23 protein-coding genes are annotated in these 24,002 nt (G+C 68.3%); 12 read left to right on the top strand and 11 right to left on the bottom strand.

Annotated elements, in window-relative coordinates:
- The first annotated feature begins 434 nt into the window (after positions 1–434).
- Positions 435–1,373 carry a CDP-alcohol phosphatidyltransferase family protein gene (locus OLX02_RS05535; RefSeq protein WP_264420929.1) on the top strand — a complete coding sequence of 313 codons (939 nt, stop codon included), beginning with the start codon at positions 435–437 and terminating at the stop codon, positions 1,371–1,373.
- Between the two features lie 10 nt (positions 1,374–1,383).
- Here the strand turns inward: OLX02_RS05535 and OLX02_RS05540 are convergent, their stop codons facing one another.
- A complete protein-coding gene (locus tag OLX02_RS05540; RefSeq protein WP_264421194.1) occupies positions 1,384–2,703 on the bottom strand; it encodes an MFS transporter in 1,320 nt (439 codons plus the stop codon).
- A gap of 205 nt (positions 2,704–2,908) precedes the next feature.
- Here OLX02_RS05540 and OLX02_RS05545 point away from each other — a divergent pair, with 205 nt between their 5' ends.
- Positions 2,909–3,535: a class I SAM-dependent methyltransferase gene (locus OLX02_RS05545; RefSeq protein WP_264420930.1), complete on the top strand. Its 627-nt coding sequence runs from the start codon at positions 2,909–2,911 to the stop codon at positions 3,533–3,535.
- A gap of 43 nt (positions 3,536–3,578) precedes the next feature.
- Here the strand turns inward: OLX02_RS05545 and OLX02_RS05550 are convergent, their stop codons facing one another.
- Positions 3,579–4,394: a hypothetical protein gene (locus OLX02_RS05550; RefSeq protein ID WP_264420931.1), complete on the bottom strand. Its 816-nt coding sequence runs from the start codon at positions 4,392–4,394 to the stop codon at positions 3,579–3,581.
- A gap of 92 nt (positions 4,395–4,486) precedes the next feature.
- Here OLX02_RS05550 and lipB point away from each other — a divergent pair, with 92 nt between their 5' ends.
- Both lipB and OLX02_RS05560 read left to right on the top strand, forming a co-directional pair.
- Positions 4,487–5,152, top strand: coding sequence for a lipoyl(octanoyl) transferase LipB (lipB, locus tag OLX02_RS05555; protein WP_264420932.1), 666 nt, complete (start codon positions 4,487–4,489; stop codon positions 5,150–5,152).
- A 16-nt stretch (positions 5,153–5,168) separates the two neighbouring features.
- The gene (locus tag OLX02_RS05560; protein WP_264420933.1) at positions 5,169–5,519 is read left to right on the top strand and encodes a hypothetical protein; all 351 of its coding nucleotides are present in this window, start codon (positions 5,169–5,171) and stop codon (positions 5,517–5,519) included.
- A gap of 42 nt (positions 5,520–5,561) precedes the next feature.
- On the opposite strand, the gene OLX02_RS05565 is transcribed toward OLX02_RS05560, so the two are convergent.
- Both OLX02_RS05565 and OLX02_RS05570 read right to left on the bottom strand, forming a co-directional pair.
- The gene (locus OLX02_RS05565) at positions 5,562–6,443 is read right to left on the bottom strand and encodes an HpcH/HpaI aldolase/citrate lyase family protein (RefSeq protein WP_264420934.1); all 882 of its coding nucleotides are present in this window, start codon (positions 6,441–6,443) and stop codon (positions 5,562–5,564) included.
- 25 nt (positions 6,444–6,468) lie between these two features.
- Positions 6,469–7,581: an alkene reductase gene (locus OLX02_RS05570; protein WP_264420935.1), complete on the bottom strand. Its 1,113-nt coding sequence runs from the start codon at positions 7,579–7,581 to the stop codon at positions 6,469–6,471.
- A 92-nt stretch (positions 7,582–7,673) separates the two neighbouring features.
- Between OLX02_RS05570 and OLX02_RS05575 the strand changes: the two genes are divergently transcribed.
- Both OLX02_RS05575 and OLX02_RS05580 read left to right on the top strand, forming a co-directional pair.
- On the top strand, positions 7,674–8,570 hold the full coding sequence (locus OLX02_RS05575; RefSeq protein ID WP_264420936.1) for a DMT family transporter: 897 nt from the start codon (positions 7,674–7,676) through the stop codon (positions 8,568–8,570).
- 212 nt (positions 8,571–8,782) lie between these two features.
- Positions 8,783–10,435 (top strand): M10 family metallopeptidase C-terminal domain-containing protein, encoded by a 1,653-nt coding sequence (locus OLX02_RS05580; protein ID WP_264420937.1) that lies wholly within the window; start codon positions 8,783–8,785, stop codon positions 10,433–10,435.
- A 79-nt stretch (positions 10,436–10,514) separates the two neighbouring features.
- Here OLX02_RS05580 and nadA read toward each other — a convergent pair whose 3' ends face one another.
- The 4 genes from nadA to OLX02_RS05600 all read right to left on the bottom strand — a co-directional run bounded on the left by nadA (position 10,515) and on the right by OLX02_RS05600 (position 13,973).
- Complete coding sequence (nadA, locus tag OLX02_RS05585; RefSeq protein ID WP_264420938.1) at positions 10,515–11,513, bottom strand: quinolinate synthase NadA; 999 nt, start codon at positions 11,511–11,513, stop codon at positions 10,515–10,517.
- A gap of 66 nt (positions 11,514–11,579) precedes the next feature.
- Positions 11,580–12,323: an adenylate cyclase gene (locus tag OLX02_RS05590; protein ID WP_264420939.1), complete on the bottom strand. Its 744-nt coding sequence runs from the start codon at positions 12,321–12,323 to the stop codon at positions 11,580–11,582.
- Positions 12,324–12,390: 67 nt separating this feature from the next.
- Positions 12,391–13,056, bottom strand: a complete 666-nt coding sequence (locus OLX02_RS05595) for a DUF4230 domain-containing protein (protein WP_264420940.1) — start codon at positions 13,054–13,056, stop codon at positions 12,391–12,393.
- On the bottom strand, positions 13,053–13,973 hold the full coding sequence (locus OLX02_RS05600) for an MBL fold metallo-hydrolase (RefSeq protein ID WP_264420941.1): 921 nt from the start codon (positions 13,971–13,973) through the stop codon (positions 13,053–13,055). Before OLX02_RS05600 ends, OLX02_RS05595 begins: the two co-directional genes overlap by 4 nt.
- 72 nt (positions 13,974–14,045) lie before the next feature.
- On the opposite strand from OLX02_RS05600, the gene OLX02_RS05605 reads away from it, so the two are divergent.
- The gene (locus OLX02_RS05605; protein WP_264420942.1) at positions 14,046–15,530 is read left to right on the top strand and encodes a glycerol-3-phosphate dehydrogenase; all 1,485 of its coding nucleotides are present in this window, start codon (positions 14,046–14,048) and stop codon (positions 15,528–15,530) included.
- A 6-nt stretch (positions 15,531–15,536) separates the two neighbouring features.
- On the opposite strand, the gene OLX02_RS05610 is transcribed toward OLX02_RS05605, so the two are convergent.
- Positions 15,537–16,022, bottom strand: a complete 486-nt coding sequence (locus OLX02_RS05610; RefSeq protein WP_264420943.1) for a DUF1465 family protein — start codon at positions 16,020–16,022, stop codon at positions 15,537–15,539.
- Between the two features lie 129 nt (positions 16,023–16,151).
- A complete protein-coding gene (locus OLX02_RS05615) occupies positions 16,152–16,349 on the bottom strand; it encodes a YdcH family protein (RefSeq protein WP_264420944.1) in 198 nt (65 codons plus the stop codon).
- Between the two features lie 220 nt (positions 16,350–16,569).
- Between OLX02_RS05615 and OLX02_RS05620 the strand changes: the two genes are divergently transcribed.
- The 5 genes from OLX02_RS05620 to tilS all read left to right on the top strand — a co-directional run bounded on the left by OLX02_RS05620 (position 16,570) and on the right by tilS (position 22,319).
- Complete coding sequence (locus OLX02_RS05620) at positions 16,570–16,728, top strand: YdcH family protein (protein ID WP_264420945.1); 159 nt, start codon at positions 16,570–16,572, stop codon at positions 16,726–16,728.
- Positions 16,729–16,910: 182 nt separating this feature from the next.
- Positions 16,911–19,190 (top strand): phosphoenolpyruvate--protein phosphotransferase, encoded by a 2,280-nt coding sequence (gene ptsP, locus OLX02_RS05625; protein ID WP_413630074.1) that lies wholly within the window; start codon positions 16,911–16,913, stop codon positions 19,188–19,190.
- 154 nt (positions 19,191–19,344) lie between these two features.
- On the top strand, positions 19,345–20,238 hold the full coding sequence (locus tag OLX02_RS05630) for a helix-turn-helix domain-containing protein (protein ID WP_264420946.1): 894 nt from the start codon (positions 19,345–19,347) through the stop codon (positions 20,236–20,238).
- Between the two features lie 133 nt (positions 20,239–20,371).
- Positions 20,372–21,379 (top strand): tetratricopeptide repeat protein, encoded by a 1,008-nt coding sequence (locus tag OLX02_RS05635; protein ID WP_264420947.1) that lies wholly within the window; start codon positions 20,372–20,374, stop codon positions 21,377–21,379.
- A 70-nt stretch (positions 21,380–21,449) separates the two neighbouring features.
- Positions 21,450–22,319 carry a tRNA lysidine(34) synthetase TilS gene (tilS, locus tag OLX02_RS05640; RefSeq protein ID WP_264420948.1) on the top strand — a complete coding sequence of 290 codons (870 nt, stop codon included), beginning with the start codon at positions 21,450–21,452 and terminating at the stop codon, positions 22,317–22,319.
- 13 nt (positions 22,320–22,332) lie between these two features.
- On the opposite strand, the gene OLX02_RS05645 is transcribed toward tilS, so the two are convergent.
- Positions 22,333–23,931, bottom strand: a complete 1,599-nt coding sequence (locus OLX02_RS05645) for an alpha-N-arabinofuranosidase (protein WP_264420950.1) — start codon at positions 23,929–23,931, stop codon at positions 22,333–22,335.
- Positions 23,932–24,002 lie beyond the last annotated feature (71 nt).

Consider the following 24,002-nt stretch of genomic DNA (forward strand, 5'->3'; position numbering starts at 1 on the left):
CCGTCGCCCGGGTTAGCACGAGCGGCTGTAACTAAATTGCCTCATTTCCTAATTTGCGTGCGGAATGCAAGCAGATTTGGACGCCGTCACGCTCGCCTCACCGAATCGAGAGGTGCGCATTTTCAGCGCTTTGCGGTGCAGATGCGAAATGGGCTGGTTTTCGCGGCTGCCCGTACACCCTTTCCGAACGGGCAAGCTACGAAAATCCTTCGTCGAATGGGATCAGCTGTGAGCAGGCGGGGCGATTGTGCGGCGCAATCTCGTTCCGCCCGCCTTGTCGCCCGGTGGAAGACTGTCCACCGCGGTCGGCCGGGGCCAACCTTGGCTTTGCGGTCGCTCGCCCTTTGGGTTAGACGCAAGGCCATAGTTGCACGCCAGCCCTGCGCCCATGCAGGGGCACGCTGGCTGCGGGTCGCGAACGGTGGGGTGCGCGCTTGAACCAGGTCAATTTCGCCGGCGGGGCCGCTGCCTCGCTCCAGCGGCCGAAGCGTGCGCGCGAAATGCAGGACCCGCTCAACCACTATCTCTACCATCCGCTGGCGTGGCAGCTGGCGCGGCGGTTGGCGCGCACGCCGATCACGCCGAACATGGTTTCGGTGCTGGGCGGGCTGTTCGTGGTGGCGGCGGGCGTGGTCTATTTCGGCGGTGCAAACTGGGGGCTCGGCTGGCCCTGGGCGGCAGTGCTGGGCATGATCCTGCACATGACGTGGCACGTGGTGGACGGCGCGGATGGCGATCTGGCGCGGATCACCGGCAAGTCCAGCCCGCTGGGCGAACTGGTCGACGGCATCTGCGACTATGCCAGCCATATCGTGCTCTATGTGCTGCTGGCCTTCGTGCTGACCCGCGCGCTGGGACCGGGCTGGGCGTGGTTCTGGACGCTTTCGGCGGGCGCGAGCCACATCGTCCAGTCGAACTTCGTCGAGGTGCAGCGCCGCTTCTACCAGTACTGGACCTACGGCGTGCCGTGGCTCAACAATTCCAGCAAGAGCGAAGCCGGGCTGTTCAAGGAACAGAAGGGCCTGTCGTGGATCCTGCGCGGCTTCGTGCTGGGCTACCTGCGGCTGGCTTCGGGCATGAGCCCCTGGGCGCTGAAAGTGGACGGCGCTGTGACCGCCGCGATGCAGGACGATCCCGCGCGGCTCGCCGCGATCCGCGCCGAAGTGCAGAAGGAACAGCGCCCGCTGCTGCTGCTGCTCAAGTTCCTCGGCCCCAATCCCCGCGCGATCGTGCTGGGCATCGGGATGATCGCGGGCAGCCCGCTGTGGTATTTCCTCTACCAGTCGGTCGTGCTCAACCTGCTGCTGGTGATCGCGGTGCGGCTGCACAATGCGGCGGCGAAGCGCGTGGCGCAGCGGTTGGCGCTCGCCTGATCGAGGCGGGCTAGCGGCGGCTGCGGCTGCGGCCGTGCGAGGGCATCGCCTCGTCCGGGCGAATGGCGAACAGGCAGATCGCCAGCACGGAAAGCGCCAGCACTTCGACCAGCACCCACGCAAGCCAGGCCGAGTGGTTGTAGAGGAACACCCCGATCGCCGGCGTGACGATATAGGCCGAGCCGTTGACCGCCGCGACGATGCCGGCCGACTGCCCCTGTTCGCGGCGGGTGACGGCTAGGCTTGCGCCCGAGGTGAAGCCGGGGCGGAACAGTCCGAAGCCCAGCGAGCAGATCGCGAAACCGGTGGCGATCGTGTGCAGGTCCGGCCCCAGCGCGATCGGCACCACGCCCACGCAGCACAGTCCCATGCCCCACAGCGTCGAGGTGCGCGGGCCAAGGCCGAGCGTGGGGATCAGGCCCCATTGCGCCAGCAGCGTCGCCACCGCGCCGCACATCAGCACCAGCCCGATCGGCCCGGCGGCGGCATCGGGCTGGTGGCGCAGGCCGAGCCGGTCGAGCAGCAGGAAGCCGATCACGCCCAGCAGGATCGACTGCGCCTGTCCGCCCAGCGTGCCCGTCCACAGCCACGCGCGCATCCGCGGATCGCTCCACCGCAGCCGGTCTGCGCCGCCGTGGAGCGGCTCGGCTTCGGGCAGCTCGTCGGGCGAGCCATCGGGATCGTCCTCGACGATGCGCGGGTTGGAGGACGGGCTGAACGGCTCTTCCATGATCTCGCCGCGCGCGGAAAAGCGCGGGTCGTCGTCGGGCAGGCGCATCCGCAGCAGCACGAGCACGCCCACCGCGAACAGGGCGAAGATGGCGAAGGGACCGACCAGGCCGATGCCCGGCAGGATCAGCAGCGGCGCCAGCGCCGGGCCGAGCACGGTGCCAAGCCCGAAGCTGGACGAGACCATCGACAGCGCCTTGGTGCGTTCCTCGCGGCTGGTGCGGCTGGCGACATAGGCCTGCACGGCCGGCGGCGCGGCCGAGCCGAAGCCGCCGTAGAGCGAGCGCGCCAGCGCGAACAGCAGGATCGTCGAAAGGCCGGTGAACGCCCCGCGCAGGCCGAAGAACAACACCGTGCCGCAGAGCGCGAACGACAGCGCGAAGGCGGCCATGCCCAGGCTCATCATCGCCTTGCGTCCGCGCCGGTCCGATCGCCGGGCCCAGAACGGGGCGAGCAGCATCCACAGCAGCGCCGACCACGAATAGGCCAGGCTGACCCACACGTCGGCAATGCCCAGGTGCGTGCCGATCGAGGGCATGACCGACTGCATCGCGGTGTTGCCCGCGGCCGTGGTGAGCATGACCGCGAACAGCAGTGCCATGCGCCCGCGCGGCAAGTGGATGGATTCGTGCTGGCTCACCTCGCGCTCACTCCCCATTCATCGGCGCGGGTTTATGCCCCGCCCGGTCCGCGCGATCGTTTCGTCGCGCTGCCCCAATTCGGTAAGGTGATCGCACCGCGCTTGCAATGCGATGACAAATTTGCGACTCGCGGGCTTCAGGTGAACTAGAGGGTGCTCCCCTACGATGACTTCCACGCAAGCGGCGCGCCGGCCCCTTCTGCAACGGGCGAAGCGCAAGGCTGAACGGGTGCTTGGCCCCGCCGGAATCTTTTTCAAGGGGTTCGTCAAGCATCCGGTAATGGTGGGGGCGATCGTTCCCTCCTCACGCCGTACGATCGAACGCGTCCTCTCCCGGGTGAACTGGGACGAGTGCCGCCTGTTTGTCGAATATGGTCCGGGCGTGGGCACGTTCTGCCGCCCGGTGCTGGAAAAGCTGCGCCGTGATGGCCGGCTGATCGTGATCGACACCAACCCCGATTTCATCGCCTATCTGTCGAAGACGATCGGCGACAGCCGCTTCATCGCGGTCCACGGCTCGGCCGCGGATGTCGAGGAGATCGTGCGCGCCAACGGTTTCGACCATGCCGATTACGTGCTGTCGGGCCTGCCGTTCTCGACCCTTCCCGAAGGCGTCGGCCCGGCGATCATGGCCGCCACGCACCGCGTGCTGCGCCCCGGCGGCGCATTCCTGGTCTATCAGTACACCGCGCGGGCGCGGGCATTGATGAGCAAGTATTTCCGGCACATCGACAAGGGCTTCGAGCCGGTCAACGTGCCGCCCTGCGTGATCAGCTGGGGCTGGAAGGAATAGGCCGGGCGGGGGCTGTCGCCGGTCCGGCTCAGCCCAGCGTCTCTCAGTCGAAAAGGGCGGCGGTGCTTTCCGGCGCCGGCCCGGCCAGCTGGCCATGGATCGCGGCGAGAATCGCGACGAAGTAGGTGTAGCCTACCGCCAGCAACACGCCCGAGATGCCCTCTGCGAGCAGGCGCTGCGCCTCGCCCCCGGTGGCGAGCACCAGCACCACGCCCACGACCATCATCACCAGCCCGTAGACCACCAGGAACAGGAACCCGGCCAGGCCGATGAACGCCAGCATCCGTCCGGTGTTGCGGCGGGTGAGGCGGATGCTTTCGCGAATCGCCGCGATCGGTCCGCGCGCGCTGCCGCCCGCAAGGACGGGGGCGATCAGCATGGTCCGCATGATCGGGTAGAGCAGCACGCCGAAGGCCGCCGCCATGGCCACGGTATCGGGCAGCAGCGCGGCCAGCGCCGCCAGGACCACCAGCGCCACCGGCAGCATTGCCAGCGCGACCAGCAGCTGCGCTGCGAAATACGAGGGCAGCGCGGCGAAGCTGCGGCGGATCGCCTGCCCCACCGTGGGCCGCGCGCTGTCGAGCATGACCACCAGCATCGTCAGCATCCCGGCCATCGGGATCAGCGACAGCAGCACCAGCATCGGCATGGAGCCGGCATAGTAGGACTGCATCGCGTCCATAATCTGGGCTTCGTTCATGCCGCTTTTCACGCCGGGCGCGGGCAGGAACACCGCGCCGGCAAGGCCCGGCAGGAGAAAGAACACGCCGGCGATCGCGGCCAGCATATCGCGGTTGGCGGCGACCATGCGGGTCGCGCTGGCCCAGGCTGCGCTGCTGTCGAGTGAGGTTACGGGCATGGCGTCCTTGTCCTTGGGCCGCGTTCTCTAGCAGGCCGGGGACGGCTGCGCACCCCCTTGCACTTCGCGCGGCAAGCGCCCATCGCAGCGGCATGGATCATATCGGCACTATCGAGATCCGCCGCGAAAGCGAGCCGGTGCCCTATCGCGCCGCGCTCGAAGACATGGCGGCGCGCAACACCGCCATCGCCGATGGCACGGCGCAGGAACTGATCTGGCTGCTCGAACACCCCCCGGTCTACACCGCAGGGACCAGCGCCGCGCCGGACGAGCTGCTCGATCCGCGCTTCGAGGTGGTCGAGGCCGGGCGCGGCGGACGCTATACCTATCACGGACCCGGGCAGCGGGTGGGCTATGTCCTGCTCGACTTGCGCAAGCGCGCGCGCGACGTGCGCGGCTTCGTCCATGCCCTGGAAGGCTGGGTGATCGACACGCTCGGCGATTTCGGCGTCGAATCGTGGCGCGCCGAGGGCCGCGTGGGCATCTGGACCAAGGGGCGCGACGGGCGCGAGGCCAAGATCGGCGCGATCGGCGTGCGCATCCGCCGCTGGGTGACGATGCACGGCTTTTCGGTGAACCTTTCGCCCGACCTGTCGCATTTCGGCGGAATCGTGCCGTGCGGGATCGAGGAATTCGGCGTCACCAGCCTCGCCGACCTCGGCCTTGAGGTTGCGCCCGAGGCATGGGATCGGGCATTGCTCGCCCGTGCCGGGGATTTCCTTGCCCGGCTTGACGTGCCGTGCCCTCCCGGGGCCTGATGCCAGGATGCTTGCGATGACGTTCAAGACCCGATTTGCCCTGCTCGCGCCGCTCGCGCTCGTCGCCATGACCGGCGGCTGCGGCAAGAAGGCGGACGAAGGCAAGGTGCAGGCGGCGGGCGGAGAAGTGCTGCCCGGCACGGTCAGCGACGCGATGCTCGATCTCGATCATTCGCAGGCGGAAGCGCCGCTTCAGGCGGTCCAGCCGAGCGGCGCGGCCAAAGCGGCGAAAGCCCCGGTGGAGGAGGCCAGCGCCGACGCTGCCGCAGCCGACGTGGCCGAGCCGGCGCCTGCCGTGTCGCCCGCTCCCACCGCGAGTGCTTCGCCGAAACCGGCGGCCAGCGCGAAGGCCAAGACGGCGGGGTGAGAGCCATTGCAGGGGCCATGGCCCCTGCCTGTTTCCCCGATCCTATTCGACGCCAAGCAGCGCCTTTGCCTGCTTGAGGTGCGGCTGGTCGATCATGCGGCCGTCGATCTGGAGCGTGCCGGCGCCGGGATTGGCGGCAAAGGCGGCGATGATCGCCTCCGCGTCGGCCAGTTCGGCCTCGCTGGGCGAGAAGGCCGCGTTGATCACGGGCACTTGCGCCGGGTGGATCGCCAGCATTCCCGAGAACCCGTCGCCGCGCGCGGCCAGCGCGGCGCGGCGCAGGCCGTCCTCGTCGCGGAAATCGGCATGGAGCGTGTCGATCGCCCAGACGCCGCAGGTGTGCGCGGTAAGCAGGGTTTGCGCGCGCACGAAGCGGAAGGCGTCGGTCCACTGGCCTTCGCTGTCGCGCTTGCGGCCGGCGCCGAGTGCGGCGGCAAGGTCTTCGGCCCCCCACGTCAGACCCGCGAGGCGGGGCATCGCGGCATCCATGTAGGCGGCGATGGTCATGGCCGCGCGCGGCGTTTCGCTCACCAGCGGCAGGATGCGGGTCTGGCCGTTGGGGATGCCGTTCTTCTGTTCCAGTTCATAGATTTCGGCGGCGATCATGCGGACCTGGTCCGGGCCGGCGGCCTTGGGCAGCATGATGCCGTCGGGCGCGCCGGGCATCACCGCGCCCAGATCGTCGCGCCACAGCCCGGTGTCGATGGCGTTGATGCGCACCCAGCGGGCCTGCTTGCGCATCGTCACCTGCCGGCGGTGTGCTTCCAGCCAGCCCCGGCTGACGCGGCGCGCCTCGACCTTGGCCGTGGGTGCGACTGCATCCTCCAGATCGACGATCAGCGCGTGCGCCCCCGTTTCGGGACCCTTGGCCAGCTTCTTCTCGCTGTCGCCGGGAACGAAGAGCCAGGAACGGGGAATGCGCACGGGATCGTCTCCTAGAGTCTGGGCGTCAGGCTGCGGCGCCAGCGGTTTCCTCGGCCAGCGTCGGGTAGTCCGTATAGCCTTCCTCGCTCGGGTAATACCAAGATTTCGGCGCGCCCCTGTTCGGCGCCCATGCGGCGCCGGTGCGGATGCGCTCGGCCAGATCGGGGTTGGAAAGATAGGGCCGGCCGAAGCTGACCGCGTCGCAGCGACCCGAGGCGACGTCGGCATCGGCCGCTTCCGCCGTGTAGTCGCTGTTGAGCACCAGCGGGCCCTTGTAGATCTTGCGGATCACCGCATCCTGCTGCGGCACGTCGGTGGAGCCATAGCTGCCCTCCGGCCCCGGCTGACGCAGTTCGAGGAAGGCCGCGCCCGCATCCTGCACCACCTGGGCGGCATGGGCGAACAGGGTGGCGGGATCGTGATCGTCCGCGCCCTGGCTGTCGCCGTTGGGCGAAAGGCGGACCGAGACATGGCCTGCGTCCCATTCGGCGACCAGCCCCTGCAGCACTTCGCGCAGCAGCCGCACGCGGTTCTCGGCCGGGCCGCCGTAATCGTCGTCGCGCAGGTTGGTCGAGGAGCGCAGGAACTGGTCGATCAGGTAGCCATTGGCGGCGTGGAGCTGGACGCCGTCGAAGCCGGCTTCGCGCGCGCCGCGCGCCGCCAGCGCATAATCCTCGACCACACGCGCCATCTCGTCGATCCGCAGCGGGCGCGCGGGTTCGTAGGGGAAACGGCCGGCGGGGGTGTGCGCCATGCCGTCTTCAAGGCGGGTGGCGGAGGCCGAAACCGGCGGCTCGCCGCCCAGGAACCAGGGATGGACCACGCGGCCCATGTGCCACAGCTGGCAGACGATGCGCCCGCCGGCTTCGTGGACGGCGTCCGTCACCGGCTTCCAGCCTTCGACCTGCTCGGCGGTCCAGATGCCCGGCGCGCGGGCGGTGCCCAGTCCTTCGCGGCTGATGCCCACCGCTTCGCTGATGATCAGGCCGGCGCCGGCACGCTGGGCGTAATAGGTCGCCATCATCGCGCTCGGCACGCCATCGTCCTGCGCGCGGGTGCGGGTGCAGGGCGCCATGAGAATGCGGTTGGGCGCGGTGATGGCGCCAAGCTGGATCGGCTGGAACAACGAATCGTGCATGGACAAGAACCCCGGTCGATGGAATGAAAACAGGACTTACGAAGGAGACTGCGTTTCCTTTTGCAACCTGTTTAGCGGGAAACCGGCCTCCCATGTCAAGCACGCGCGCCCACGGCGGCGCCCTTTCGCATCCCTTGCCGCGCCACTACGCCGCGCTGCTGGTCGGCAATGTGGCGCTGGCGCTGGGGCCTTGGTCGGTGCGGCTGGCGGATACCGGCCCGGTTGCCTCGGGATTCTGGCGGCTGTTCCTTGCGCTGCCGCTGCTGGCCGTGCTGGCGGTGCGCAATCGCCAGCCGCTGACCGGCTTCGGCAAGGGCGCGTGGGCGGCGGTGGCAGTGGCGGGCGTGCTGTTCGCGCTCGATCTGGCGAGCTGGCACATCGGCATCGCGGCCACGCGGCTCGCCAACGCCTCGCTGTTCGGCAATGCGGGCAGCCTGATCCTGATGGCCTGGGGCGTGATCGCCGCGCATCGCCGTCCGCGCCTGGCGGAGCTGGCCGCGGTCGCCGCTGCGCTGGCCGGCGCGGCAATCCTGCTCGGGCGCTCGCTCGAGATCGACCACGCCACGCTGGTGGGCGACCTGTTCTGCATCCTCGCCGGGTTCTTCTACGCGTTCTACATCCTGTTGCTGCAGCGCGCCCGCGATCGCTTCGGCAGCTGGTCGCTGCTGTTCCACGCCAGCCTGACGGGCGCGCCGGTCCTGCTCGGGCTCGCTCTGTTCCTGGGAGAGACGGTCTGGCCGCACAACTGGTGGCCGCTGGTCGCGCTGACGCTGGGCAGCCAGATCGTGGGGCAGGGGCTGCTGGTCTATGCGCTGCGCCACTTCCCGCCGCTGCTGATCGGCCTTGCGCTGCTCACCCAGCCCGCTGTCGCCGTGCTGGCGGGCTGGTTCGCGTTCGGCGAAAGCGTGGGCTGGATCGACGGTTTCGGCATGGTGCTGGTGGCCGCCGCACTGGTGCTGGCGCGGCTGGGCGAGGGGCCGAAGCGCTGATCGTGCTGCCTGCCAAATAGGCCCGTTTCGGTTCAGCGCATTGTTTCAAAAAGGTTCTGGCCGCGCGCGAATCGCCGGTTATACCTTGCCACTGGTTTCAGTTGAAATGAGTCTCCGGTCGCGGGGAAGCTGAAGGGGCCCCGCGGTCCGGCGTCTTGCTGGGACCGGCTGCACGCTTTTGTGCAGGCCATCCGAACCGGGGGTTGGATTCCATGCCTGACAAATCGCTTATGACCGCAAGGTCGCTTTCCGCCGAAAGCCTGCTTTCGGCCAATCCGCTTGCCGATGCCTTTGAAACGCTGGGAACGCCGGTGGAGATCGGCCTGACCTCGCTCACCGTCACGTCGCCGGTGGGCTTCAACCTCGACGATTATGCCGGGCTGTCGTTCCGCAACAAGCCGATCCTGGGACTGGACGGGGTGAAGGCCCATATCGATTCGGGTACCACGCTGGCCGCGCCCAATGGCGTCATCACCTACAGCTTCACCGATCTGTCGCACCTGACCGGGCTCTACAACAATCCGACCGTGGGCTTCACCTCGGCCTATGGCTTCTCGCCGTTCAGCGCGCAGCAGCGCGTGGAAGCGCGCGCTTCGATCCAGCTGTGGGACGATCTCGTTTCCGCGAAGTTCGTGGAGAAGAACGGCACCGGGGCGGATATCCAGTTCGCCAATTCGTGGGACCCGGCGCAGGCCTATGCCTATTATCCCGGCCAGCAGGGCTACAAGTTCCAGTCCGACGTGTTCGTGGCCGATCCCTCGATCAACTGGACCAACGCGTGGTTCGGCTTCGGCGGGTATGGCAAGACGACGCTGGTGCACGAGCTGGGCCACACGCTCGGCCTGTCGCATCCGGGCAACTACAACTACGATCCCAACCTCGATCTCACGTATGCCAACTACGCCGAATATGCGCAGGACAGCACGCAATACACGATCATGTCCTACTGGGATGCGGTGGAGACGGGTGCCAACATCATCGACTGGAATACCGTGTTCTATGGCAACGCGCAGACGCCGCTGCTGCACGATATCCTGACGATCCAGTCGAAGTATGGCGCGGACGCCGCCACGCGCGCCGGCAACACCACCTATGGCTTCAACAGCAATGCCGGGAACGTGGTCTACGACTTCTCGAAGAACGCCTATCCCTACCTGTCGATCTACGACGCGGGCGGCATCGACACGCTCGACCTGTCGGGCTTCAACGCCTCGCAGCAGATCGATCTTCATGCCGGATCGTTCAGTTCGGTGGGGCAAGCGGTGCAGAACGCGGCCACGGTCAACGCCAACCGCGCCGATCTCAACGCGCTGGCGGGCTATACCGTGGCCGGGACGGCGACCCAGACCGGGTTGGACAACACCGCCAACCGCTTCATGACCGCCAATGCGGACAATATCGCGGGCGACACGGGCGTCAGCGGGGTGCGCGCGACCGAGTACATGAACCTGTCGATCGCTTATGGCACCACCATCGAGAACGCCATCGGCGGATCGGCGCGCGACGTGATCTGGGGCAACCAGGTGGCCAACGTGCTGAAGGGCATGGGCGGCGACGACGTGCTCGACGGGTTCGAGGGCAAGGACACGCTCTATGGCGGTGCTGGCGCGGATGTGTTCCAGTTCCACATCGTGGAGAAGGGCGACACCATCGCCGACTTCCTTTCCGGCACCGACAGGATCGACCTGCGCGATACGGGCATCGACCTGACGTGGATCGGCGGGGCTGCGTTCAGCGGTGCGGCGGGCGAACTGCGCTTTGCCGGCGGGCATCTGATGGCGGACGTCAATGGCGACAAGCTGGCCGATCTCGACGTGACGGTGATCGGCTCGGCCGTGGTGCAGGGCGACGTGCTGTTCCTCTGACGCCAGCGCCTGAATGAGAAAAGGGGCGGCTCCCGGTTGGGTGCCGCCCCTTTTTCGTGGGTGCCGTGCGCGCGCGCTGTCAGCTGCCGAAAGGCCTGGCGCCCAGATCGCCCATGCCGACCGTCCCGCTCGCCATGTCGAGCATCCGGTCGAGGCTCTTCTTGGCGGCGAGGCGCAGGTCCTCGTCCATCTCGATGCGCGGCTGGAGGTCGCGCAGCGCGAGGTAGAGCTTCTCCATGGTGTTGAGCGCCATGTAGGGGCAGATGTTGCAGTTGCAGTTGCCGTCCGCACCCGGCGCGCCGATGAACGTCTTGTGCGGCATCGCCAGTTCCATCTGGTGGATGATGTGCGGCTCGGTGGCGACGATCAGCGTGTCGCCTTCCATCGTCTTGGCATATTGCAGGATGCCGCTGGTCGAGCCGACGTAATCCGCATGATCGACGATGTGCGGCGGGCATTCGGGATGCGCCGCGATGGGCGCATCGGGATGCAGCGCCTTGAGCTTGAGCAGCTCCGTTTCCGAGAACGCTTCGTGCACGATGCACACGCCCGGCCACAGCAGCATGTCGCGGCCGAACTTGCGGTTGAGATAGCCGCCAAGGTGCCGGTCGGGGCCGAAGATGATCTTCTGCTCGGGCGGGATCTGCGCAAGGATCGTTTCCGCGCTGGAAGAGGTGACGATGACGTCGGACAGCGCCTTCACCTCGGTCGAGCAATTGATGTAGGTCAGCGCGATGTGATCGGGGTGCGCCTCGCGGAAAGCCTTGAACTTGTCCGGCGGGCAGGAATCCTCGAGGCTGCATCCTGCGTCGAGATCGGGCAGCACCACGATCTTGTCGGGGCTGAGGATCTTGGCGGTATCGGCCATGAACTTCACGCCGCAGAACGCGATCACGTCCGCGTCGGTGGCCGCGGCCTTGCGCGAGAGTTCGAGGCTGTCGCCGACGAAATCGGCGAGGTCCTGGATTTCCGGGCGCTGATAGTAATGCGCGAGGATCACCGCATTGCGTTCCTTGCGGAGGCGGTCGATTTCGGCGCGGAGGTCAAGGCCGGAAAGGTTCGTCGGTTGCGCGGTCATCCAAGGTTCCCCTGCCGGAACGGGCGGATCGGTGCCGTTCCGGACAGGGGGGACTTAGGGACGCCATCAGGCTGCGGCAATACCCTGCGCGAGCGCGGCGAACGGCGCATAGGCAGTGAGTGCTATGATTGCGGCCTGTTCCGCCACGATCACCACCGGGCCGACCAGCGTGGCCGGGTGAACGCGGCCCAGGGTGCGCAAGTCGTGCCGCAGCGGGAAGGCGAACACGGCGATCTGGAACGCGCGCTCGACCCAGGGGCCTGCTGCACCGAGCAGCGGCAGCGGTACCAGCCGCCCGAATGCCGGTTCCGTCACCAGAATCACGGCGGCCAGCATCAGTCGCTTGTGCCAATCGGCATCGCGGCGCAGCGCCACGGCGGCGGCGGCGAACACGGCGACAAAGCCGCTCACGTCCACCCACGTCAGCGCCATGAAATAGGCGTTGCTGAAGAACGGCGGCACGCGGTGCAGCGCCAGCGCCATGGTCGCGGCATTGATGGCGGCGATGGCGATGGCGGCGGCCAGCACGCACGAAAGAATGCCCAGCTTGCGGTGGGCGTCCAGCGAGCGTGCGCGGCCCAGTCGCGTCTGCACGATGAACACGCCCATCCACCCCAGCATCAGCAAGCCGTGGGCATGGACCCACCATGGCGCGGTGGCCGGGTGGCTGAAACCGCGCAGCGCGAACTGTCCGAAGGCGAACACCACGAACAGGGCAAGGCCCACCGCCATGCGCGCATAGAAATCGCGGTCACGGGTTCGAAAAACGGATGATGAAGTTGCAGGCGGTATTGGTGCGGCGGTTGCCATTGGTCTGTCTCCCAGCAGTCCCGCAGCGCGCATTACGCCCGGGATCGCCGGCTTCCAATGACGCCCGTCACATCGGAGTCGGCTCTCCGTCGAAAGATACCACGACTTTGACGTCGCCGTATCCGGCAACTTGCAGCGGGATCGCGAGGTTCTGGCGGATCGCATCCTTCGCCGCGCCGCGCGCCAGCGACATCAGCACTGGATTGGCGGCCTGTTCCACGGCGAGCCGTTCGGCGAGGCGGGTGTTGTCGCGCGTCAGCTTGTCCTGCGCCTCACGCGTGATCCACACGCCTTCGCGCAAGTATTGCGCGCGCGCCTCGTCCATGTTGGGTCGGCCGACGGTGAGCGCGGGGAGCTTGACCGAGAGCGTCTTGGTCCCGGCATTCCACGCCATGCGGTCGCGCCCCATGCGCGAAAGGTCGAGCGTGTAGTCCACGCGCGCGGGGATGACCGCCACCTGCTTCGACTTGACCAGTCCGAACAGGCGCGCGTCGTCGCTCGACACCACCGGGGCGAGCTGCGCGCTGAACACGGTCAGGCGGTTCTGCTTCTCGAAAGCGACGAGGCTGGTGGCAAGCGGGTCGCCGATGTCCTCGGGCTTCAGGAGGCGCCAGGCGAGGAACGCGGCGATCGCCAGCGCGGCGAGAAACAGCAGCCAGGGCAACGCCGAGGCGCGTGCGAGCGGGCTTTCTTGCCGCAGGGCGGGCTTCGGGGGCGCTGCGGCGGGGGTCACGTCAGGGTCCATATATCCCCCGAACCGGCGACGCGGCCCTGTCGTTCCAGATCGACCAGGTGCGCGAGCACCGAACGACCGGCCGCGCCGGCGAGGCGCGGGTCGAGACCCTTGTACATCGCCGCGACCATGGCCGGGATTTCGTGCGGGGCCTGTTCCAGCAGCTTGACGATCTGGCGCTCGCGCTGGCGGCGGTGGCCCATCATGCCGCGCACGAACTGGCGCGGATTGTCGATCTGGGGGCCGTGCGCCGGGTAATAGACGCGGTCCTCGCGCTCCTGCAGCTTCTGGAGCGACTGCATATAGGCGCCCATGTCGCCATCGGGCGGGGAGACGACGCTGGTCGACCAGCCCATCACGTGGTCGCCGGTGAACAGCGCGCCGCTCTGGACGATGGAATAGCACAAGTGGTTGCTGGTGTGCCCCGGGGTCGCCACCGCCTCGATCGTCCAGCCGTCACCGGCCAGCCGCTCGCCGTCGACCAGCACCCGGTCTGGGGCATAGGTGGGATCGAACGATGCATCGGCGCGCGGGCCGTCGTCGGCCAGCACCAGCGGCGCGCAGCCGATGATCGGCGCGCCCGTTGCCTGCTGGAGCGGGCGTGCGGCCGGGCTGTGATCGCGGTGGGTGTGGGTGCACAGGATCGCCACGATCCGGGCCTCGCCTGCGGCCGCGACGATCGCTTCGACATGGCCTTCGCCGTTAGTATCGGCATGGCCGGCCACGCCGGTGCCGGTGGGGCCGGGATCGATCACCGCGATTTCCGCCCCGCGGCCCACCAGATAGGTCTGGGTGCCGGTGAAGGTATAGGGCGAAGGATTGGGTGCGAGCACTCGCCGCACGAGCGGTTCAAGTTCCACGGCGATGCCGGTGTTCCACGTGGAACTGTCCGCGAGCGAGATGTCGTTGCTGGCCATGGAACAGCTATGGGGATTGCGGCGCGGCTAAGCAATATTGCCAGCGTGGCGATTGCACTCCAAGATGCCGCCATGGAGCCGCCCTTTACCTGGGATCTTGCGGTGATCGGAGGCGGGGTCAACGGCGCTGCGATCGCACGCGACGCCGCCGGGCGCGGCCTTTCCGTGCTTTTGCTGGAACGCGGCGACCTGGCGCAAGGCACATCCTCGGCCTCGACCAAGCTGATCCATGGCGGCCTGCGTTATCTGGAACACCGCGAATTCGCGCTGGTGCGGGAATCGCTGCACGAGCGCGAGATCCTGTGGCGGCAGGCGCCGCACATCGTCTGGCCGATGCGCTTCGTGGTGCCGCTGGTGGGCGAGGGCCGCCCGGCGTGGATGCTGCGCGCCGGGCTTTGGCTCTACGACCACATGGGCGGGCGCGAGGCGCTGCCGCCGACCGCGCGCGTCGATCTCTCAGGCGAGATGGGCCTGCGCGAGCGTATCCGTGCGGGTTACGAATATTCGGACTGCTGGGTGGACGATGCGCGGCTGGTGGTTCTGCTGGCGCGCGATGCGGCCGATCGCGGGGCGGAAGTGGTCACCCGCTGCGAAGTGACGCGGCTGGCGCGCGAGGGCAGCGGTTGGCGGATCGAGACGCGCGGGGCCAACGGGGGCGAGCCTTTCCGCGCGGCAATGGTGGTCAATGCCGCCGGGCCGCAGGTGGGCGGGGTGATGGACCTTGCGCACGAGGCGCGGCCGCCGCTGCTGCGCCGGGTGCGCGGCTCGCACATCGTGGTGCCGCGCCTGCACGACGATCCGCGGGCGCTGTTCCTGCAGCTGGCCGACGGGCGGATCTGCTTCGCCATCCCCTATGAGCACGCGTTCACCCTGATCGGCACGACCGATTCGGAAGAGGGGGCGGACATCGACCCGCCGCGGCCCAGCGCCGCCGAAATTGCCTATCTGTGCGAGGCGGTGGGCCGCTATTTCCGCCGCCCGCCCACACCCGCCGATGTCGTCTGGGCTTTCGCCGGCGTGCGGCTGCTGGCCGACGACGGCAGCGGCAAGCCCGAAGCGGCGACGCGCGGCTACCATTTCGATCTGGACCGGGGACGCGATGCGCATTCGGCGCCGTTGCTGTCGGTGCTGGGCGGCAAGATCACCACGCACCGCACGCTGGCCGAAGCGGCGCTGGAGCGGCTGGGGATCGAGGCCGATACCGGCTGGACCGCGACCGCGCCGCTGCCCGGCGGCGATTTCGTGCCCGACGGGCTGGACGAGGCGGACAACCTGATCTCGCTCGAGCAGGAAATCGCGGTCCAGTCGCCGGGAATGGCGCGGCCGGTGGTGCACCGGCTGGCGCGCGCCTATGGCACCGAGGCGCTGCGCTTCGTCCGCGCGGACATGGGCCGCGATTTCGGACATGGCTTCAGCGAAGCGGAACTCGAACACCTGATGCGGCGCGAATGGGCGGTCACTGCAGAAGACGTGCTGTGGCGGCGCAGCAAGGCGGGACTGCGCTTCGATGCCGCCCAAGTGGCCGCACTGTCGGCCGCGATGGGGGAGGGTGCCTAACGGCGGCTAGCTCGCGCGCTGGACAGAGGCGGCGATCCTTTCGCGCAGCCGCCGCACCGCGCTGCCGTCCGAATCGGAGGGGCCGGGCTGCGCCAGGCCCCTCCAGGCGCGATCCAGCCGCTGGATGCGCTCGTAAAGCCGCTCGCTTTCGTGGACGAGCCGGTGGGCATCATTCGGCAGCCCGGCGAGCGCGCCGCGGTCACTGGCCGGGAAGTTGGCGATGATTCGGCCGTGGCGGCGCAGCTGGAGTTCGGAAAGCTCGCCCGCGAAATAGGCGCGGTGATTGAGCAGCCAGGCGAGGCAATGCATCACCCGGGTGGTCGTGCGCAGCGCTTCGCAGCTGAGCTGCACGCGCACGATATCCTCGATGCCCGCGCTGGCGGTGTCGCTCCGCAGCCGCTCGAAGCGCTGGCGCACCTCGTCGGCAAGGACCAGCGCTTCGGCATAGAGGGCTTCGACGATGCGCGGATTGAGGGTTGGCGTGAGGTCCATCCCGCGCTCTCTAGCCCCGCAAGGGAGGCCGCCTCAACACGCCTCGGCCGAAAGGTTAACGCCGGTTCGGGAGTGTGCCGTTACGGCACGCAGGGGGTATTGCCGGCCCCTTGGCCCAAGCTGTTCGTTTCAGGCGATAATGTCGGGAATGAGGTAATCCTCGAGAATCGCGATCTGGTCGCGGATCCGCAATTTCCGTTTTTTCAGACGGGCGATCTGCAGCTGGTCGTGCGGCCCGGCTCCGGACAGGGCATCGATGGCGGCGTCGAGATCGCGGTGTTCAAGGCGCAGCGTTTCGAGTCGCTTGCGCATTTCGTCTTCGGTCACACACTACACTCCCTCGCGGCGGTCCGTTGGCGGCGTCGATATACGGACTGACCCGGACCCACCGCGCCCTGACGCGGTTTGGCTTGCAAGATACGGCGAATGTGGGAGCATGACAACGCGCCCGCTCGGATGAGTCGGGGCGGACGCCAAATCCCGCGCAGGACAAGGGTTCTGCGCGGGGACGATGGACGGGAATTGCCCAACCACAGGAGGTAGCCGCATGGAAACATCGCACGTCAGCGCCCTGCATACGAAGCACGCCGGTCTCGAACGCCGGATTGCCGAGGAATTGTTGCGGCCTGCACCGGACGAGAACCTCGTGATGGAACTGAAAAAGCGCAAGTTGCGCATCAAGGAAGAACTCGCGCAGTCGCATTGACGCGCTTCTTCCTCGCGGAATCGACCGGCCCGGCACGCATGGCCGGGGCCGGTCCTTCCCCAGATATCCCCCGATCCGGCCCGCATGGTTCAGGTTGCGGCTTGTGAATACGTTTCCCACCGATGAATAATCCGCATTTGGCGGTGCTTGCCGTTTGCAAGCGCGGACCGGTAGGCTAGGCCATGCCCATGCTGTCTGCCGTTGCCGCCGCCCGCGCGATCCTTACCTCGCTGCACGAGGTGATGGCCTCGCGTGCCGGGGCTCAGGCCAAGCTCAACCAGATCGTCGAGGCGATCGGCGAAAACCTCGATAGCGAGGTCTGCTCGATCTATCTCCTGCGCGAGGGGATGCTCGAACTGTTCGCCACGCGCGGCCTGAACCAGGCGGCGGTCCACGTCACCCGGCTCGCGGTGGGCGAGGGTCTGGTGGGCACCATTGCCGCCAATATCGAGACGCTCAACCTGGCCGAAGCGGCGGCGCACCCGGACTTCGCGTTCCGCCCTGAAACGGGGGAGGAAAAGTTCCATTCCTTCGCCGGCGTGCCGATCGTGCGGCGCGAACGCGCGGTGGGCGTGGTCGCGGTCCAGCACGTCGAGCCGCGCCGCTACGAGGAAGTGGAGATCGAGGCGCTCCAGACCGTGGCGATGGTGCTGTCGGAACTGATCGCCAATGCCGAGCTGATCGACGAGGAGGAAGTCCTCGGCGTGCCCGCGCACCTGACCGGGCCGGAGCGGCTGAAGGGGCTGACGCTGGTGAAGGGCCTCGCCAGCGGGGTGGCGGTGTTCCACCAGCCGCGCGTGACCATCGAGCACGTCGTCGCCGAGGATACCGAGGCCGAGCGCCAGCGCGTCTATCTCGCCTTCGACAAGATGCGCGAGCAGATCGACCGCATGGCCAGCCAGGCCGAATTCGGCGTGGGCGGCGAGCACGAGGAAGTGCTCGAGACCTATCGCATGTTCGCCTACGACGAAGGCTGGACGCGCCGCATCAACGAAGCGATCGATTCCGGCCTTACCGCCGAAGCCGCGATCGAACGGGTCCAGCAGCGCACCCGGATGCGGATGCGCCAGATCGACGATCCGCTGCTGGCGGACCGGATGCACGATCTGGAAGACCTGTCGAACCGGTTGCTGCGCATCGTTTCCGGTCAGCTCGGCACCGCCGCAAGCATGGGACTGAAAGGCGACGCGATCCTGATCGCGCGCAACCTTGGCCCGGCGGAACTGCTTGAATACGACCGCCGCCGGCTGAAGGGCGTGATCCTCGAGGAAGGCTCGCTGACCGCGCACGTGGTGATCGTGGCGCGGGCCATGGGCATTCCGGTGGTGGGGCGCGTGCGCGGCCTGCGCGGCAAGATGCGCGACGGCGACCTGCTGCTGCTCGATGGCGACCAGGGCGTGCTCGACGTGCGCCCCGCGCCCACGCTGGTCGAGGCGTTCGAAGCGCGTTTCGCCAAGAACCGCGAGCGGCAGGCGCACTATGCCGCGATGCGCGAGACCGAGCCGGTCACGCGCGACGGGCAGCGCATCACGGTGATGATCAACGCCGGCCTGCGCGACGACATGCCGATGCTGAACCTGACCGGCGCCGACGGCATCGGGCTGTTCCGCACCGAGTTCCAGTTCCTCGTTTCCGCCACGCTGCCCGCGCGCGAGCGCCAGACCCGGCTCTATCGCGATGTGCTGGAAGCGGCCGGCGACCGTCCGGTGGTGTTCCGCACCGTGGATATCGGCGGCGACAAGGTGCTGCCTTATCTGCGGCACAACGATGGCGAGACCGAGGAAAATCCGGCGATGGGCTGGCGCGCGCTGCGCGTCGCGCTCGAACGCGACGGATTGCTGAAGGTGCAGGCGCGCGCGCTGCTGGAAGCGGCGGGCGGGCGCACGCTGAACGTGATGTTCCCGATGGTGACCGAGCCGTGGGAATTCGATGCCGCCAAGGCCGTGTTCGAAAGCCAGCTTGCCTTCCTCAAGCGGCAGAAGAAGCTCCTGCCCGAGGCGATCCGCTATGGCGCGATGCTGGAAGTGCCAGCGCTGGCCGAATGTCTCGACCTGCTGGCGCCCAAGCTGTCGTTCCTGTCGATCGGCACCAACGATCTCACGCAGTTCCTGTTCGCCGCGGACCGCGCCAATCCCAAGCTGGCCGAACGCTACGACTGGATAAGCCCTGCGATCATGCGTTTCCTGCGCCGCGTGGTGCAGACCGTGGCGCCCTTCGGCACCGACATCACCGTGTGCGGCGAGATGGGCGGGCGCCGGCTGGAAGCGCTGGCACTGCTGGGGCTGGGCATCACCCGGCTTTCGATTACCCCGGCAGCGGTCGGCCCGGTCAAGGAACTGGTGCGCAAGATCGACATCGGCGAGATTCGCGCCGCGATGGACGGATGGCTCGCATCGCCACCGCACGACTTGCGTTCGACCTTGGCCGAGTGGGCGTTCTTCCGCGGCATCGAGTGTGATTGACGCCATTCGTGCCGTTCGCGGCCCGGTTCGTCGTCACCAGATCGGATATGATGCCAGAAGGCGTTGACTTTCGCGGCGCGAAGACGATCGATTGCCGGTGGGGGCGTCACGCTTCAGGGTTGCCAAAAAAATCATGAAAGACGGGAGTCGCGCCGTGGCACAAGCCGACGGTAAAGAGAGCAATGCGAACGAAGGCGGGACCGTGGTTCCCGGACCGTTCGCTTCGGTGGGCAGCCGCCTGCGGGCCGCGCGCGAAGCGCAGGGCCGTTCGGTAAAAGACCTGGCCCACGCCACGCGCATCACGGCGCGTCATATCGAGGCAATCGAGAACGGCGATTACGCGGTGCTGCCGGGGCGGCCCTATGCCCTTGGTTTTGCACGGAGTTATGCCCGTGCTGTGGGTCTGGACGACAAGGAGATCGTCGAGGCCGTGCGGCGCGAGCTGGAGGTGCGCGCGCCGAGGCCCGAGCCGCGCGTGATCCATCAGTTTGAAGTGGGCGATCCCGCCAAGACGCCGTCGCGGCTGGTTTCATGGCTCGCGCTGCTGCTGGTGGGGGCCATCGTGGTGATGGGCCTGGTGTTCTGGCGCAGCTATTACTGGCCTGCCGCCGAACTGCCCCCGCTGGTGGGCGCGGAAGCTTCGGCCTCGGCTGCCGGGGCGGCTGTTGCGCTGGCTCCCGCGCCGGTGGCGGCCCCGGCCACTTCGCCGGTGATCTTTACCGCGCTCGAAGATGGCGTGTGGGTCAAGTTCAGCGATGCGACGGGCAAGCAGCTGTTGCAGCGGCAACTGGCCAAGGGCGAAAGCTGGACGCTGCCGGCCGATGTGCAGGGCCCGGTGCTGTGGACCGGTCGCCCCGATGCGCTGGCAATCACGGTGGGTGGCCGCGGTGTGCCGCGCCTCGCCGAAAAGGAAGGCATCGTGAAGAACGTGCCGGTGGATGGCGCCTCGCTGCTGGCGCGTCCTGCGCCGGCCGCTGCTCCGGTCGCGTCCCCTGCAGCGCCCGCGGCTGCCGCGCCGGCGCCGCAGTCTTCCACCGTCGCGGGTTAACCACGCGCTCGACATCCCGCGCGCCCTGCGGCAATCAGGCGGGGCGTGATCCGGCGGGCGACAGGCCCGCCGCCAGCGCGCCTGTGCGGGGAGGGGCGTCCTGCATGGGACACGTGGACAGACGGGAGTTACGATGAAGACGATGATCCGCAGCCGCGCCACGCGCGCGGCGTTGGCCCTCGGCATGGCGGCAACGCTTGCGCCGCTCGCGGCGCCGGTTCCGGCGCTGGCGCAGGCTCAGGAAACCACCGAATCCCGCCTGCGCCGGATCGAGGCGGAACTGCGCGCGGTTCAGCGCAAGGTGTTCCCCGACGGCGCGGGCAAGACCTTCGGCCCGGAAATCACCGCGCCTGCCGCTCCCGTCGCTCCGACGCCCGGCAATGCCGCGACCACCCCGCTCAGCGACCTGCTGACGCGCATGGACGCGGTCGAGGCGCAGCTTCAGCGCCTGACCGCCGCGAGCGAGGAAAACCAGGACCGGATGGGCAAGCTGGAGGCGCGGATCGTCGCGCTTGAGCCGCCCGTGCCGGTGGAAACCGCCGCGCCTGCGCCGGCGCCCTCCGCATCCACGCCTGCGATCGCGACCACGCCGGCATCGGCCCAGCCCGCACCCGCGCCGGTTCCGGTGGCAGCGCCGCAGCCGGCCCCGAAGCCTGCGCCCAAGCCCGCGCCTGTGGCGACGCCCAAGCCTGCCTCTCCCTCGGCCGACCGCGTTGCCGCCGTCCAGGCCATCGAGAAGCCCGCGACCGACGACAAGGCCGAGGACGAATACGCCTATGGCTACCGCCTGTGGGAGGCCAAGTTCTTCCCCGAGGCGCAGCAGCAGCTGGGCCGCTTCGTCCAGCAGTATCCCAAGCACAAGCGCATCAGCTTCGCGCGCAACCTGCTGGGCCGCGCCTATCTCGATGATGACAAGCCGGGCACCGCGGCCCAGTGGTTCCTCCAGAACTACCAGACCGACAAGGCCGGCGAACGCGCGGCCGACAGCCTGCTCTACCTGGGCGTGGCGATGGCGCGGCTGAAGGAAACCAAGCGCGCTTGCGTGGCCTATGCCGAATTCAAGACCGCCTATCCTGCCGAGGCGGCGGGCCGACTGAAGGCGCAGTACGAAGCCGCCAGCAAGTCGGTGACCTGCAATTGATCGGCTGAACGACCGGTTCGCGGCGGATTTCGCAGCGCTCTGGCCCTCCGGGGCGCCGGTCGGGCTGGCCGTGTCCGGCGGGCCGGACAGCATCGCGCTGCTGCTGTTGATGCATGAAGTCGCGCCGCGCAACTTCGCCGCCGCGACCGTCGATCACGGGCTGCGCCGCGAAAGCGCGGACGAGGCGGCGCAAGTGGCGGCGCTGTGCGCCGCGCGCGGCATTTCCCACCGGACGATCACCTTGGCGCTGCCGGGCGGTGCCGGGGTGCAGGCGCGCGCGCGGGCGGCGCGCTATGCCGCGCTGTCGAGTTGGCTGGACGAGGCGGGGCTGGCCGCGCTCGTCACCGCGCACCATGCGGACGATCAGGCCGAGACCCTGGTGATGCGGCTCAATCGCGGCGCGGGCCTGCGCGGGTTGGCGGGAATGCGGCCGCGTGCGGTTGTGCCGGGGGGTGAGTGGCCCTTGCTCCGACCGTTGCTGGGCTGGCGCAAGGCGGAACTGGAAGCGATCTGCACCCGGCGCGGCGTTGCCTTCGCGGACGATCCCTCCAACCGGGATGCCCGGTTCGAGCGTGCACGCGTGCGTGCCGGCATGACGTCAGCCGAATGGCTGGATATCAATGGCATGGCCGTCAGTGCGGCGCATCTGGCCGAAGCCGACGCGGCGCTCGACTGGGCGGCGGCGCGGGCGCTGGAAGAGGTGCGCGAGACCCCCGATGGTGCGCTGGCGTGGCGCCCCGGCGTGCCGCGCGCGCTCGCCCTGCGCGTGCTGGAAGGCGTGGCCGCGCGGCTGGGGCGCAGCGTGCCGCGCGGCGCGGAACTGGCACGCTGGCACGATGCGCTGGCGGCGGGCGGCGTGGCCACGCTGGCTGGCGTGCGCGGCGACGGGCGCGGGCAGGAGTGGCGCTTCACCCAAGCCCTGCCGCACCGCCCGGCCTGAGCGGCCCGGCGCGTCAGTCGAGGGCGACGACCACCACCGATTTTGCCGGAACGTCGAGCATCAGCCGGCCCCCCGCAATTCGCGCGCCGTGGAACGGCCTCGGCGTGACCTGCTCTGGCGCGCCGGGGACGTTGTGTGCATCGAGCTTGTCGGCGGTGAGCACCTGGCCCGACACCCGGCGGGCGGAGGCGCCCGCGATCCCCAGCGCCAGCCGGTAGCCGCGCGTGCGGTCGGCATTGGCCACCGCGACATAGGTGCGCCCGTCCTTGCCCTTTGCCGCGCTGAGAGTGAAGGCGGGGAAGCGGTGCTCGCCCGAGGCGATCAGCGGGGCGGCCACATCGACCGGGATCGCGGTTGCATCCTGGAACGGCACGTAGAGCTGGAAGGCGTAGTAGGTCGGCGTCTTCGCCAGCTTTGCGCCGTCTGTCAGCAGCATCGCCTGAAGCACGTTCACCGCCTGCGCGATGTTGGCCATCCGCACCCGGTCGGCATGGGCGTGGAACACGTTGAGCGTCTCCGCCGCGACCAGCGCATCGCGCAAGCTGTTCTGCTGGTAGAGGTAGCCCGGCTCGGTACCCGGTTCGGGCGCATACCATGTGCCCCATTCGTCGACGTAGAGCCCGATGCGCTTTTGCGGATCGTGCTTGTCCATCACCTTCTCGTGCGCGCGCAGCACTTCGTCCATGCGCCACGCCTGGTAGAGGATGTGGTCCCAGTGCTCGGCGGGGAAGCCGGTGGCGGGGGCCATGTTGCGGTGTTCCCAATTGCCGTCGAAGACGGTGTAGTAATGGAGCGAGATCGCATCCATCATCGGCCCGGCGCTTTTCAGCACGGTGTCCATCCACGCCGTGTCGTCGTTGTTCGGACCCGACGCCACGCGCAGCGCGGCATTGTCGTTGTGCATATGGAACGTGCCGCCGTTGCGGTGCATGAAGGTGGCGAAACGGCGGTATTCATTGGCGAAATATTCCGGCGTCTGCGCGCCGCCGCAACCCCATGCCTCGTTGCCGATGCCCACGAAGCCGAGCTTCCATGGTTCCTGCCGCCCGTTGGCGCGCCGCTCATCGGCGATCGTGTCCCGCGCGCTGGAGGTGATGTAGTCCATCCACTCGCGCATTTCGGACGGCGTGCTCGTCGCCATGTTGATCGCGACGTAGGAATCGGCGTCGATCTGGTCGACGAAGTCAAAATATTCGTGCGTGCCAAAGGCGTTGCTCTCCAGCCCGCCCCACCAGTCGTTCTTGCGCACCGGGCGCTTGCCGCGCGGGCCGATGCCGTCGCGCCAGTGGTAGATGTCGGCAAAGCAGCCGCCGGGCCAGCGCACCACCGGCACGTGGATATCCTTGAGCGCGGCCGCCACATCGCTGCGCACGCCGCGGGTGTTGGGGATGGGGCTGTCCGGGCCGACCCAGATGCCGCCGTAGATGTCTGCACCCAGATGTTCGGCGAACTGTCCCTGGAGATAGCGCGACAGCACCGGACCGGGGCGATCCGCGTGAATCGTGCCCGCGATCTCCACGTCGGGCGCCGCGCGCGCGGCAGGCGTCATCGCCATCGCCGCTGCCAGAGCCGCCATGCCCACCGCGACCGTCCGCGCCAGCCTGCCCATCATCGTCCCCATCCTTCTCCGCCTGTGGCCTTGCGACCCTTTTGCCCGATTCCCCGGATATGGCAGCGGTGTCA

Origin of the sequence: Novosphingobium sp. KCTC 2891 (assembly GCF_025938155.1) — a bacterium.
In the GTDB taxonomy this organism is placed as follows: domain Bacteria; phylum Pseudomonadota; class Alphaproteobacteria; order Sphingomonadales; family Sphingomonadaceae; genus Novosphingobium.

Coding starts and splice junctions, on each gene's coding strand:
- OLX02_RS05605 (WP_264420942.1), top strand. CDS start 14,046: ATGGAGCCGCCCTTTACCTGGGATCTTGCGGTGATCGGAGGCGGGGTC.
- OLX02_RS05590 (WP_264420939.1), bottom strand. CDS start 12,323: ATGGCAACCGCCGCACCAATACCGCCTGCAACTTCATCATCCGTTTTT.
- OLX02_RS05575 (WP_264420936.1), top strand. CDS start 7,674: ATGTCAAGCACGCGCGCCCACGGCGGCGCCCTTTCGCATCCCTTGCCG.
- OLX02_RS05580 (WP_264420937.1), top strand. CDS start 8,783: ATGCCTGACAAATCGCTTATGACCGCAAGGTCGCTTTCCGCCGAAAGC.
- OLX02_RS05540 (WP_264421194.1), bottom strand. CDS start 2,703: ATGGCACTGCTGTTCGCGGTCATGCTCACCACGGCCGCGGGCAACACC.
- nadA (WP_264420938.1), bottom strand. CDS start 11,513: ATGACCGCGCAACCGACGAACCTTTCCGGCCTTGACCTCCGCGCCGAA.
- OLX02_RS05600 (WP_264420941.1), bottom strand. CDS start 13,973: ATGGCCAGCAACGACATCTCGCTCGCGGACAGTTCCACGTGGAACACC.
- OLX02_RS05550 (WP_264420931.1), bottom strand. CDS start 4,394: ATGCCCGTAACCTCACTCGACAGCAGCGCAGCCTGGGCCAGCGCGACC.
- OLX02_RS05610 (WP_264420943.1), bottom strand. CDS start 16,022: ATGGACCTCACGCCAACCCTCAATCCGCGCATCGTCGAAGCCCTCTAT.
- OLX02_RS05570 (WP_264420935.1), bottom strand. CDS start 7,581: ATGCACGATTCGTTGTTCCAGCCGATCCAGCTTGGCGCCATCACCGCG.
- ptsP (WP_413630074.1), top strand. CDS start 16,911: ATGCCCATGCTGTCTGCCGTTGCCGCCGCCCGCGCGATCCTTACCTCG.
- OLX02_RS05635 (WP_264420947.1), top strand. CDS start 20,372: ATGAAGACGATGATCCGCAGCCGCGCCACGCGCGCGGCGTTGGCCCTC.
- OLX02_RS05645 (WP_264420950.1), bottom strand. CDS start 23,931: ATGATGGGCAGGCTGGCGCGGACGGTCGCGGTGGGCATGGCGGCTCTG.
- OLX02_RS05560 (WP_264420933.1), top strand. CDS start 5,169: ATGACGTTCAAGACCCGATTTGCCCTGCTCGCGCCGCTCGCGCTCGTC.
- lipB (WP_264420932.1), top strand. CDS start 4,487: ATGGATCATATCGGCACTATCGAGATCCGCCGCGAAAGCGAGCCGGTG.
- OLX02_RS05545 (WP_264420930.1), top strand. CDS start 2,909: ATGACTTCCACGCAAGCGGCGCGCCGGCCCCTTCTGCAACGGGCGAAG.
- OLX02_RS05620 (WP_264420945.1), top strand. CDS start 16,570: ATGGAAACATCGCACGTCAGCGCCCTGCATACGAAGCACGCCGGTCTC.